This is a genomic window from Pseudalkalibacillus sp. JSM 102089, from assembly GCF_041366475.1.
Taxonomy (GTDB): Bacteria; Bacillota; Bacilli; order Bacillales; family Guptibacillaceae; genus Guptibacillus; species Guptibacillus hwajinpoensis_B.
Map to the genome: position 1 here is coordinate 1 of NZ_JBEWYW010000005.1, position 13,048 is coordinate 13,048.

General features: G+C 39.4%; 8 protein-coding genes. All 8 read left to right on the plus strand.

The annotated features are described in order from the left end of the window. Positions 1–232 precede the first annotated feature (232 nt). The 8 genes from ABVF21_RS12540 (at position 233) to ABVF21_RS12575 (ending at position 12,470) form a co-directional block, all read left to right on the plus strand. Positions 233–907: a response regulator transcription factor gene (locus ABVF21_RS12540; protein WP_371018283.1), complete on the plus strand. Its 675-nt coding sequence runs from the start codon at positions 233–235 to the stop codon at positions 905–907. Next, positions 904–2,271: a sensor histidine kinase gene (locus tag ABVF21_RS12545; protein ID WP_371018284.1), complete on the plus strand. Its 1,368-nt coding sequence runs from the start codon at positions 904–906 to the stop codon at positions 2,269–2,271. Before ABVF21_RS12540 ends, ABVF21_RS12545 begins: the two co-directional genes overlap by 4 nt. Positions 2,272–2,538: 267 nt before the next feature. Further along, positions 2,539–5,610: an efflux RND transporter permease subunit gene (locus ABVF21_RS12550; protein WP_371018285.1), complete on the plus strand. Its 3,072-nt coding sequence runs from the start codon at positions 2,539–2,541 to the stop codon at positions 5,608–5,610. Between the two features lie 223 nt (positions 5,611–5,833). Continuing rightward, positions 5,834–6,580, plus strand: a complete 747-nt coding sequence (locus ABVF21_RS12555) for an SDR family oxidoreductase (protein WP_371018286.1) — start codon at positions 5,834–5,836, stop codon at positions 6,578–6,580. A gap of 185 nt (positions 6,581–6,765) precedes the next feature. Next, a complete protein-coding gene (locus tag ABVF21_RS12560) occupies positions 6,766–7,617 on the plus strand; it encodes a DegV family protein (RefSeq protein ID WP_371018287.1) in 852 nt (283 codons plus the stop codon). A 217-nt stretch (positions 7,618–7,834) separates the two neighbouring features. Then, complete coding sequence (gene argH / locus ABVF21_RS12565; RefSeq protein WP_371018288.1) at positions 7,835–9,313, plus strand: argininosuccinate lyase; 1,479 nt, start codon at positions 7,835–7,837, stop codon at positions 9,311–9,313. 245 nt (positions 9,314–9,558) lie between these two features. After that, positions 9,559–10,065 carry a pyridoxamine 5'-phosphate oxidase family protein gene (locus ABVF21_RS12570; RefSeq protein WP_303535398.1) on the plus strand — a complete coding sequence of 169 codons (507 nt, stop codon included), beginning with the start codon at positions 9,559–9,561 and terminating at the stop codon, positions 10,063–10,065. 242 nt (positions 10,066–10,307) lie between these two features. After that, a complete protein-coding gene (locus ABVF21_RS12575) occupies positions 10,308–12,470 on the plus strand; it encodes a GDYXXLXY domain-containing protein (protein ID WP_371018289.1) in 2,163 nt (720 codons plus the stop codon). Positions 12,471–13,048: the final 578 nt, after the last annotated feature.

The following is a 13,048-nucleotide window of genomic DNA, read 5'->3' on the forward strand; positions in this document are numbered from 1 at the left end:
ATAAAAAATTCCCCAGTCTGGACCATCACTCTACACTCCATGTCTAAAAGTTATATAGAATGATTATCCGTTATTAGTGGGGAATTTGGTACCGTTGTTATAAGGGATTTTATCACCGTTACTAACAACCGTTAATGATTATTGAAGATTCGGAGCTGGATTTTCTTTATCCGTTCATATTCTATTCATACTTCACCATTACACTATCACTATAGAAAAGGAGCTAGTGATAATGATTACGATATTACTTGCAGATGATGATCAACACATTATCGATTTAATGGCGTTATACATAGAAAAAGAGGGATATTTAGTTAAGAAAGCCTCAAACGGAAAAGAGGCAATAAAGATCCTTGAGGCTAATAAAGTTGATTTAGCCATTATCGATATTATGATGCCGCATTTAGATGGGTGGCAACTATGCGAAGAGATTAGAACGTACTACGATCTCCCTGTTCTCATGGTTTCGGCAAGGGGACAGGCCTCAGATAAAGTGAAAGGGTTTAAACTCGGAACGGATGATTATGTCGTCAAACCATTTGACCCTATAGAGCTCGTTATGCGGGTAAAGGCATTGTTACGAAGATATCAGATTCAAAGTGCGAAGAAATTAGCGATAGGGTTATTTGAAATGAATGCTGAATCACATGACGTAGCGCTTGGAGGAAATACTATTTCTTTGCCTAAAAAGGAGTTTGAGCTTCTATTTAAATTAGCCAGCACCCCAGGTAAGGTTTTCACACGAAATCAGTTAATTGAATCAATATGGGGTTATGATTTCCAGGGAGATGATCGAACGGTAGATGTTCATATTAAACGTATCAGAGAAAGGTTTAATAGTAAGGAAATTCCTTTTGTTATTAAAACTATGCGTGGACTTGGATATCGTCTGGAGTTAGTAGAATGAAGCGGTCGATTTATCTCAGAAGTGTCGTCATTTATATCGGGGTCGTTTTAATCAGTATCATACTTTCATTCTGGATTATGAATGTTTTTTATATTGATACGGTCCGAGAACGTCTCGAAAAAGATATTACAGAAGTAGGTCGTCAAACGATAGATCTATATGAAAATTCGAGCTACGCCGATCCTTCAGAATTCATTGCGAATATCCCAACTTTTAATTACAATCTTATCCTTTATAATGAATCTGGAAAAGCAGTCACGCCTATCGATAATGGGAAGTGGCGAATTTCCTCAGAACACATCGAAAAAGTATTAAACGGAGGTGTTGTTCGTGTGAATAATCGGAAAGCTTCCCCTCCATCCCAATTAAATGTCGGCTTACCATTTCAAAACAGCGATAGTCGTTACGCCCTTTTTATTAGACCTGACCTTTCGTTTGAAGAGAATACGATTAGACGAGTGATGCTAACGACTTTACTCCTTGTTCTTATTATAGGTAGCACCATTTTTGTCATATTAATGAGATACGTTGTTCGCCCCATTCAGCGCCTAACCGAAGCGACAAAAAAAGTAGCGGTAGGCGATTTTGCTGTTCGAATCAATAGTAAACGGCAGGATGAAATAGGGGACCTTTCGAGAAGTTTTGATCATATGGCGCAAGATTTAAGTCATTTAGATGAAATGCGTCAGGAATTTGTTGCGAATGTTTCCCATGAAATTCAATCACCACTTACGTCGATTGGTGGCTATGCCAGAGTTTTACAGGATAATTCTTTAGATGAGATTGAGAGAAAAAAATACCTTGGGATTATTCAAAAAGAAACAGAGCGCTTATCCAAATTAAGCGGAAATCTTTTGAAGATGACGACACTTGATGCAGACGATCCGATGTTTCACTTACGAATCTATTCACTTGATGAACAGTTAAGGGAAGTAATTTTATCTCTTGAAGCAATGTGGGCGGAAAAAGATATCGAGGTCCAGCTTGAATTAAAGGAAGTTCAAATCGAAGCGGATTATGATCAACTCAGCCAAGTGTGGATAAATCTTCTATCAAATAGTATTCGGTATACGGAATCAAATGGTATTATCTCTATTCAACTGAAAGAGAAAGCAGGAGAAGTAATTGTTGAAGTGAGAGATACAGGTTGTGGCATTCCTGAAGAAGACCAAGTACATGTATTTGGCCGGTTTTATAAAGCGGATAAAGCAAGGTCGAGTAATGGGGGGAGTGGACTTGGACTTGCGATTGTTCAACGAATCGTTCATCTTCATCAAGGAAATGTTTTGCTTGAAAGTAAAGTAGGCATTGGTACCACAATTACAATTACACTCCCTAAAATGAAAAGGCGAAAAGAAACGTAAATGTTTCTTTTCGCTTTTTCAATTGGCTCTTTTCTAAAAGATTGTTGCTTTTGATTGATTTAGTTTCAAAAGAATGCTCGCCCTCCCCGTGGAAAGCGAGCCTCATGGAGCGGAAATTCACTCGCTATGATTCACAGTAACTATCTGTGACTAGCTGGGCGGGAGATGGAGATAATAAATCGCACTGAAAAAAATGACATGAGTTTGTTCATAATGCGTTCATTTTCACGTCGTATAATGATGCCAGATGAAGAAGGAGTGAATAAGATGAAAATTCTTACTAGATTTAGTTTGAAGAATTCGATTGGTGTATTACTGTTAACAATGCTCGTACTGGCAGCAGGAATTATTTCTACCAATCAGATCAAAGTTGAGACTTATCCAGATGTCACATTCCCTGCGCTTATTATTCAAGGGGTCTATCCAGGTGCTTCAACAGAAGCTGTTGAGCAGGAAGTGTCGATACCCATTGAAGATCTACTTGAAAATAGTACGAAATATGATGATTTAACGAGTACATCTTCTGAAAATGTTAGTGTAATCTCTCTTATGTATCCGTTTGGAACGAATATTGAAGAAACGAAACGAGAACTAGAAGATATCGTTTCGAAAGCCGATCTCCCGGAGGAAGCGGAAGTTGAGGTTATAAGCATGTCCGCTGGGGCAAGGCCGGTATATGAAGCTGCGCTTTCATCTAAAGATGCTGATGCTCTTCAACAAAAGCTTGAAGATGTGATCGTTCCTGAGCTTGAAGGACTTGCTGGTGTGAATAGTGTAAGTTTAAGAGGAACAAAGGAAACAACACTTTCTATTGAAGTGGATGAAGAGAAGGCAAGTGAGTATGGGCTAACGTTAAATGATATAAAGGATAAGTTAACACAGAGCGAGTATAGCCTACCACTTGGGGCAGTGGAAGAGGAAGACACGACGATTCCAGTTAAACTACAAGGCTCTATTGACTCACTTGATAAACTGAAAAACACAAAATTTGTGATTGAAAGCAGTCCGTCACCACAAGGGGCACAGCAGAGCTTGCCACAAGAAAGTAAGGAAGTCGTTCTTAAGGATTTTGCTGAAGTAACAGAAGCATCAGAGAAGAATGAAATCTCTCGGTTTAATGGACAGGAAAGTTTTCTCATTCAGGTAACGAAAAGCCAGGATGAAAATACGAAGGAAGTTGTCGATCATGTGAAAGAAGTTCTTGGGGAATATGAAACGGATGACGTGGAACTATTCACCATCCTTGATCAAGGTGAAGAAGTAGAGAAATCAATTTCTTCTCTTCTTAAAGAAGGTGGATTCGGCGCACTGTTCACAGTCATTGTCATTCTCTTGTTCCTGAGAAATTTTCGTGCAACCATAATTGCTATTATTTCTCTTCCAATTTCGATTCTAGGAACAATTACCCTGCTTGATCAGTTTGGCTACACGTTGAACATAATGACGTTAGGTGGTTTAGCAGTTGCTGTTGGGCGGATTGTAGATGATAGTATTGTCGTCATTGAAAATATATATAGGTGGCGTCAGGAGAATAAAGAGGAGTTGTCCAACAAAGCACTAACTTACTATGCAACTAAAGAGGTACTAGGAGCTATTGCCTCTTCTACCATAGCGACACTGGTTGTATTCTTGCCTCTCGCATTTGTTGGAGGGATACTTGGTGAATTCTTCAGACCATTTAGTTTGGCTGTCGTTTTTTCAATTTCAATCTCACTCTTAGTTGCCCTGATGTTGATTCCAGTTCTCGGGAGTGCTTTCTTTAAAAAAGTAAAACATCAAGAGAAGGAATCAAAATTAAACCATTTATATGAACGTTTTATAAGAGGGGCCCTTAAGAAAAAAGCGCTCGTTCTCGTGACATCTTTTCTATTACTAGTAGGTTCACTTGCTATGATACCGGCACTGGGCGTTTCCTTCCTACCAGCTGGCGAAAGTGATTCTTTTGAACTGAATGTATCGTTACCTGCTACCACACAGCTTGATGAAACGAATGAGGTTGCAAGTCAAATTGAAGACTATCTGGAAGAAAAAGAAGAGATTGACTATAGTCAGGTATCAATTGGACTATCAAGTAGCCCAATTCCAGGTGAAGGATCAGGACAATCAAGAGAAAATGAAACGACTGTTTTTGTAAAGGTATTAAACAGTGACGATCTTCAAAGCACGATGGAGACATATGAAGAAGATGTCCAGAACATTGTAAAAGAAGCTTATGAAGAAGGAACCGTTAAAGCAACAGAAGTACAACAGGAAGGCCCACCGAGTGGCAACACGATTGATGTTAGCTTGTATGGAGATGACCAGGAAAAGCTGACAAAAGCAGCCACTCAAGTAGAGGAACTCCTAACTCAAGATAGTGAGTTAACGAACGTATCGAACAACCTCGAAGAAGTTCAACCGAAATGGACGATGTCGCTGACGGATGAAGGAGAAGAAGCGAATGTTAGTCCTTTCCAGGTTATGCAGCTTGTAAACAGTCGTTTGCAACCACTGGATGGTGGAACAATTCAAATCGATAATCAGAAGTGGGAAATGTATCTCTCCTATGATGATAAAGTATCATCGAAGCAGGAGTTGGAAGAACTTCAGCTCCCAACTGCAAATGGAATGAAATTATTATCCGATGTCACCTCAATTGAGGAAACGACGGCACCAGTAACGCTTTATCATGATGAAGGCAGAACGTCCGCTTCAATTTCAGCTGATATCAAATCAGATAATACAGCACAAATTTCACAATCTGTTGAAGAAGATCTTCAGGTGCTTTCTTTACCAGAAGGTGTTGAGATGGAAGTTGGCGGTGGTCAGGAGATGATTACGGATGGCTTTGCTGATCTTGGACTTGCGATGGTGGCAGCAGTTCTTCTCGTGTTTTTCGTATTAAGTCTCACATTTAGAGGAATTATTACACCGATTGTCATTCTATCCTCATTAATCTTTGTTCCGATCGGCTCATTAGCAGGGCTCCTGATTGCAGGTCAAACGCTCTCCATGAGTGCGATGATTGGGATGCTTATGTTAATCGGTATTGTAGTCACGAACGCAGTAGTGTTACTAGATCGCGTAGAAACGAACCGAATGAGCGGTTTAGAACTGACAGAGGCTTTAGTTGAAGCGGCGAAAGTGAGATTGCGTCCAATCATCATGACGGCTCTTGCAACGATTTTTGCGCTCATTCCTCTCGCGCTTTCAAATTCTGCATCAGGTCTCATTTCAAAGGGGCTTGCGATTACGGTCATAGGTGGACTGACTACTTCTACCTTATTAACACTCGTTTTCGTCCCCGTCTTTTATGCGATGATCGGAAAATATCGTCGAATGAAAAAAGAAACGTTTTAAAATGACCAAAACCCATTGTGCTCCTGTGCACAATGGGTTTTGTAATAGAAAATAGAATGATTCAACTATCCAGGGAGAGTAACTGTCAATACGTTTATTAATTCATTAAGTTACTGATGGTTCAGATACGTGTGACTTGGTGGCTAAGCGGAAAAAAATATGTGTCTAGAATGGATGATGTTTGAAAGTATTATGAAAAAGCATGGTTATAGGAGGAGAGATGATGAGTAAAAAAGTTGCCCTAGTAACAGGGAGTTCAAAAGGACTTGGGAAAGTGATTATACAAAAACTTGCTGAATCTGTAATCAAGGTAATCCTTAATTACAGGAGTAATTATGATAAAGCAGAAGCTGTTCTTCGTGATATTCAAGAACACGGAGGAGAGGCTATCGCGCTTCAAGCAGACATTACAGATCAAAACGATGTAGAAAGATTGATCGATGCTTCACGAGAGACTTTCGAGCAACCGATTGATATTCTAGTGAATAACGCAACAGATCCACAGCCAGAACTTTCATTGGAAGAAGTAACTTGGGAAGAATATCTGGATCAGCTGCAGTTTACAGTGAAAGCTCCTTTATTGCTTTTGAAAGAGGTTATCCAACCCATGAAAGAAAACCAGTGGGAGCGTATTATTAATATTGGGAGCGAAGTTGTGGAAATAGGAAATAGCGATTTTTCTAATGATGTAACTGCAAAGTCAGCAATGATTGGAATGACTCGTTCTTGGGCAAATGAGCTGGGTAAGTATGACATCACTGTAAATGCTGTGCATCCAGGTTTTACTCCGGTTGAACGTCATGGGGAAGGTACAGAGACAAGTGCACACAGTTATATTAAAGGTGTTCCTTTGAATCGATTGGGAAAGCCAGAAGATATCGCCTATATGGTCCGTTTTTTAGCAAGTGACGAGGCTAACTTTATCACAGGACAAAATATGAATATAAATGGTGGTAATACTTTCGGGTGATGACTTTTCTTGCAAGCTGCTGAGCTAACTAAGAGAGCCCTTCCTGCAATTCACGATTTAGAAATAGGCGCTATAAGTACAGCGAAGAAAAGTTATCTCAATGCATAACGGTTTTATCATGTATAGTTAAAGCATGATGCAGGGAAAGTGAAGACGGACCTAAACATAACCAAGGGGGAAATCGAATGCGAAGGATTATCTTATCCACTGAAAGCGGTGCCGACGTACCGGGTGATTTAGCTGAAAAGTACGATATTCAAGTCGTTCCCATGCACATTATTATGGATGGTAAGGATTATTTAGACGGTTCATTGCCGGTCCAGGATATTTATGACTATTACGACCGCACGAAGAAAATCCCTTCTACTACCTCTACAAATGCTCATGAGTATCAGGAGTTTTTTGCGACGATAAGAGAAAATTCCCCAGATTGCATTATTGTACATATTGGTTATACATCAAAAGCATCTTCTTCTTTTCAAAATGCCGTCATTGCAGCGGAAGAATTTGAAGACGTTTTTCTCATTGATGCTTTGAACGTTACTGGAGGATTAGCTGCGATCGTATTGTCCGCCGCTAAGGTTTTAGAAAAGGAACCTAGCATTGAAGCGGAACGATTAGTTGAAAAAATAGAGTCAATCGTTCCTAAATCAAGACTCGCTTTCATCCCAGGCAGCCTTGATTTTCTTAAAGCAGGAGGACGGGTAAGCAATATGGCTTCACTGATTGGAGCCCTGTTGAAAATAAAACCATGCATCGAGTTGAAGGATGGAAAGCTAATGTCTACAAAGAAGTACCGCGGGAAAATGAGTGGAGCTAGTGAAAAACTTTTGAGGGATTACTTAAATGAATTCAACATCGATCGAGAGCAGCTTTATTTTATCTACTCCATCGGACTCGATGAAAGGATCAAGCAGCGGATGGATGAGGTTGCGAAAGAACATGGATTCCAAAATATAAGATGGATCCAAGCGGGCGGTATGATTTCGACTCATTCTGGAGCCGGGGGCTTCGGGATAGCGGGATTAGAGAAATAGTACGAGCTAGGATAAACTGGGACGATTCTTAGCGAGCTCAATGTCTTAAGTGAGGTCGACCTTGTTCAAGCTGCTATTCAGCTGCAACAACATATAATTATTAATGAGTATAACCACACTGGGTTATGCTCTTTTTAATATTTTACCATTGATAAAGAATGATACCATTCTTCGGAGTTAAATCAGAAAATACGCTCTAGTACAATGAGGTGAAACCATGAATAAAAGAAAGGAAGATTTTGAGCTAGAAGATGGCGCTTGTTTTCCCGGGAAAACCTACGTAGACGAACTGCTTAAACCGGTTTTCAAAGATCAGCGTGACTATTTATTTGACGCAATGTTTATGATTCATCGCGCACATACGACGATGCTAAAAGAACAAAAAATTATTACTGCTGGGGAAGCAAAGGAGATTTTGGACGGAGTCAATGAAGTAGCAAAGATGGAGAAGAAGTTACTAAACTATGTCCCAGAGCACGAAGATTTCTTTTTCCTTGTTGAAGCCGAAGTGGCGAAGTTGATTGGTCATGATTTAGCAGGCAAGATGCATATCGCGAAGAGTCGAAATGATATGGGTGAAGCGATGTATCGGATCGTGATTCGAGATCATATCCTCGACTTGTTGGGAAACGTTAAAAAGCTAGGGCAATCGCTTGTTATACAAGCAGAAGACCATATTTATACGGTCATGCCAGCCCACACGCATACGCAGCCTGCACAGCCAACCACATTTGGTCACTATCTACTCGCCATATCTGATAACTTATCAAGAGACGTGGACCGTTTATGGCAAGCGTATCATACAGTCAATCGTTCTCCGATGGGGGCGGCTGCTATTACAACAACTGGATTTCCGATCAGTCGAGAACGAATGGTTGAGCTACTAGGGTTTGATGATGTGATGGAAAATTCCTATGATGCGATTGGGACAGGAGACTATTTACTAGAAACAGCTCTTACATTAGTTAGTTTGATGACAAACATGGGCAGGTGGATTCAAGAGCTTCTCCGCATGGCGTCTAATGAAGTAGGATTACTTAAAGTTTCTGATGCTTATGTCCAGGTGAGTAGCATTATGCCGCAGAAAAGAAATCCTGTATCATTGGAACATTCAAGAGCACTCGCTAGCAGCGCAGTTGGCGAAGGACTAAGCGTCATCCAAATGATTCACAACACACCATATGGAGATATTGTGGATACAGAAGATGATTTACAACCGCACCTTTATAGCGGATTTCATAAAACGAATCGTGTCACAAAGCTATTAACAGCTGTCATTACAACCATGAAATTCAATAAGGAACGAGCACTCCAGCAAGCTAAAACGAACATGATTACGATTACTGAGTTAGCTGACGTTCTTGCTAGAGATTATAATGTACCTTTTCGAAAGGCTCACCAGATTTCGAGCTATGTTAGTAAGAAAGCAAGTGATGCAAAGAAGGAATTATATGAAGTGAGCCTTTCTGAAGTAAATGAGTGGATCGGCGTGTTACAGCTTTCAGAAAAAGATTGGGAGCACATAGTTGACCCATCTAAATTTATTGAGAGAAGAAACATCACAGGTGGACCGAACCCACAAGTTGTTGAGCGGATGGTACGGGATCGTGAAGTGCGTTGGGAAGAGTTGGGTGAGAAGGTAGAAAAGTATGCTGCACAGATCGATTCCATTAAAGATGATTTAATGAAATTGTAAGTGAATGAAAGGATCTGAAGCATTTACTTCTAATCCTGAGTACATGATAAATAATAGCTAAGTAATTGTAACGAAGTCCTTGGAAACAAGGGCTTTTTTAGTGCAGAGGCAGTATTCAGAATACCACTGTTTGAGAAAAGTGTAATTTCATGGCTAAGCGGGAAAAGAGAGTATATGTAATTGGCTATTTTATTCTTTTGAGAAAGAGTTCTGTAGCTGAGGAGTAACCGAAGGAGGAATCACAAATGACTAACCAAAATTCAGAAAATCAGGAAACCATTAAGAACATAAAAGATTTAATTAAAGATGAGAAGGTGGCCATGTTGACCACTATATCTTCAGGTGGCAAGCTAATGTCCCGTCCAATGCAAACGCAGGAAGTGGAATTGGATCGGGAAGAGGTCTGGTTTATTACGAAAAAAGATACAGACAAATATGAGGATATTAAGCTTAATCCTGCCGTAAACTTAGCATACGCAGGTTCATCTTATGTATCGATTAGCGGAACTGCTGAATTGGTTCAGGACAATGAGAAGAAGAATGAGTACATGAATAAAATTGTTGAAAAACTACTAAATACTTCTGCTGATGATCCGGATGTTGTACTGGTTAAAGTTACCCCTGAAATCGCCGAATATTGGGAGTCGGGAGTGAACGTTAAGACGGTCAAAGAGTTTGTAAAAAAGGTGACAAGTAGTCATTCATTAGAAGAAGGCAATGATTTAAAAGATACAGTCCACTTTAAAAATTGAACGACTGAGTATATAAAATTGACGGAAACCCTCTTGCAGAAGCAAGAGGGTTTTTCATGCAGATAATGGAAGAGGTTCCACTATTAATAGAGAAATCCAGATGATCCATTTTGTCTCTTTCGTAATATAAGGATAAAGACTGTGAGATTTTTAGTATACTTGAGTTAGTAACAAATTAGATATCATATACTCCATATAAAATGGTCTTACTGACAAAACGTAAGTTAAAGGGGGAAGAGCTGATGAATATAAAGCAGATTCATACAGGATATTTGCTTGGATTATCACTGCTTATCAGTAGCATCATCTATTTCTTCGCATCGAATTGGCAAGGAATCGAGCGGGTGGAAAAGATCGGGCTCGCGATTGGACTAATGTTGTTGTTCTTTGTCGTAGCGACAATCCTTAGTCGTCTTCAGCATTCACACCGATTTCTAGAAAGGTGGCTCTGGCTGACTGGAACAATTGCGTTTGGAGTTAGCGTGGCGCTTATTGGTCAAACGTATAATTCCCATGCCGATTCGTATCTCCTGTATCTGATCTGGCTGCTTCCAGCGCTCGTATTTGGTGCACTTACGGGATATAAAGCGTTTTATGTCTTAGGTTTTTTATTAAGTCAGCTCGCTTTTTATTTCTATGTGTTTCCATCGTCCTATTTTCCAGATTGGAAGCCGGAGACAGCGTTGATTCTAGTTTTCATCTATTTGCTATTCACTCATGCTTGGTTTTTTCTGTCGCGATCCTCATGGCTCCGATCTAATTGGATCATGTTCGGTAGCTTTTGTTTCATTCAATATGTCTTCATCGCTTCTAGTTTTGGTTATTGGGAATACAGTACGATTATGGCATGGCTTTATGTCGGCTACGGATTGATCAGCGTATTTCTTTGGAAACATCGTGAAGAAAAGGAACTGTTTATCTTATCGGGGATTGCACTAGGATTATTTCTATTCGGGAAAATGTTAGAAGGGTTAGGCGATGCGTTGGGCGATCTTCTGCCGTTTTTGTTACTAATTGTTGTTGGCTTAATTGTATTTCTGACTGTGAAGTATCTTCCTAGATTAGAACGAAGTGAACAGGGTTCCGAAACTCGGAAGCGCGTGTTTAAATCAGCCTTACTCTTTGTGGTGACTGTCGTGAGTACAGTAATGTTAATTTTCGCTTTTTCAGGAATCATATTTCTTATTTTCAGCTGGGACAATGGCCTTGCATTTATGTTTTCATCTCTTTTTTTATTGTTATTACCAGGTCTCGCATTAAAAGGGAAAATTCCGTTTTTATCAAATATTCTCCTGCTGTCTGGGTTATCAATCTTAGCATTAGCTAACTTAATAGATGCCTTTTCAAATCGTTTTCAGACTGAAACGGTCGTTGTGATGCTCATCTCTTTCGGTATGATTGGAGCCGTACTTAAACTCATTGCGAACCCCTGGATTGGTTCGTATGCCTATCTGCTCGCAAACGGAGTACTTCTTTTATTTCTCTTTAAAATGGAAGAATCACTTATTGCGTTGGATTCCTACGAACCGCTACTGTTGCTCGTTCTTATCGTTGGTAACGGATTGATTCATATTCTCGGACGTGATGGATGGTTCAATCGCAACGCTCTCGTTTATAGTATCGTGCCACTGTTTATCTTAACGTTCTTCTTTGAAGGACAGTGGTTATATTGGCTTTTAAATAGTGTGTTTCTTCTTCTATCCACGCTGCTTGTCTTTTACAAACCATGGCAGTCGAATTCATTTCGCTATTGGATAGGGCTCGTGTTATGGTATGCGTTTCTGTTCTACAAATACTATGACATCGCATGGTCACTCGTTCATAAATCGATCACGCTACTGGTAGCTGGTCTTCTTGTATTAGTCATTACGCGAACGGTATCACGAAAGTACACACAAACGACTGATGAAGAACCCACTTTCGTCGCAAGTAGATGGAATTTAATCTGGTTGGTTGTCATTCTGATGATTTCGATCGTCACCTATAATGGCGTCAAAAATGAGGTAGCGCTTCAATCTGGGAAAGAGATTCGTCTTGCTCTTGCGCCTGTTGATCCCCGCTCGATGTTACAAGGGGATTATGTGACGCTTCGCTACGATATCTCAACGTTGCCAGGGCCCGTTCTTCCAGCTAATAAGAAGATAAAAGTTGTTCTCGCTTCTACTGCGAATGGAAGTTATGAGTATGGAGGGTATTACAAAATCGAAGGTGATTGGAATAAACCATATGAACCTTCTGATGACGATGTTATCTTGAATGGCACCACCTATTCTGATCATGATGTCCAATACGGTATAGAGAGTTTCTTTATTTCGGAAGGAACGGGGGAAATATTCGAGGATAAAACGATGGCAATCATTAAAGTTAGTGAAAATGGGGATGCTTTACTCATAGGATTAGATTAAAAAGAGAAGAAAAGTCGCCATTTTTGGTGGCTTTTCTTAATGTATATTTACGTTGGATACTTTAAGTGTGATTTTTCTAGATGGGATGTTGAATCTACATTAGTATAGAAAAAGAACAAATCTTAAGTAGTTATCGATTGAAAGATTATATAAATGAATTGAAAATTGATGAACTCTTTCTAAGGCATCTTAGTACTACTTATAGTAAATTAGGAATTCTTTATATACCTACCTATTTTTTTATTTCTTATTAGAATCAGATAGAGCTGTTCTTGTAACTCTATATTAGTATAGAGAATAGAGAAGATCTGGAACATTAACCTGATTAAATGTTGGGTAAAAGAAATTAAACTTATTTATGGTGCATCATGATAATCGTTTCTATGATCATTCCATTGATGGGAAATCTTGCGGGAAAATTTTCTTTAATCGATTATTATGTTACCTTGAAAAAATATCCATTTTAAATCAAGAAAAAGTGCGAGAATTTTCTTTCAATTGACCCTAGACATGTGAAAATATATTCGTTATACTTCAGTTAATCGTTTAGCTAAACGTTTAGCTGGAAATTTAATTAT

Coding starts and splice junctions, on each gene's coding strand:
- ABVF21_RS12545 (WP_371018284.1), top strand. CDS start 904: ATGAAGCGGTCGATTTATCTCAGAAGTGTCGTCATTTATATCGGGGTC.
- ABVF21_RS12575 (WP_371018289.1), top strand. CDS start 10,308: ATGAATATAAAGCAGATTCATACAGGATATTTGCTTGGATTATCACTG.
- ABVF21_RS12570 (WP_303535398.1), top strand. CDS start 9,559: ATGACTAACCAAAATTCAGAAAATCAGGAAACCATTAAGAACATAAAA.
- ABVF21_RS12550 (WP_371018285.1), top strand. CDS start 2,539: ATGAAAATTCTTACTAGATTTAGTTTGAAGAATTCGATTGGTGTATTA.
- ABVF21_RS12540 (WP_371018283.1), top strand. CDS start 233: ATGATTACGATATTACTTGCAGATGATGATCAACACATTATCGATTTA.
- argH (WP_371018288.1), top strand. CDS start 7,835: ATGAATAAAAGAAAGGAAGATTTTGAGCTAGAAGATGGCGCTTGTTTT.
- ABVF21_RS12560 (WP_371018287.1), top strand. CDS start 6,766: ATGCGAAGGATTATCTTATCCACTGAAAGCGGTGCCGACGTACCGGGT.
- ABVF21_RS12555 (WP_371018286.1), top strand. CDS start 5,834: ATGAGTAAAAAAGTTGCCCTAGTAACAGGGAGTTCAAAAGGACTTGGG.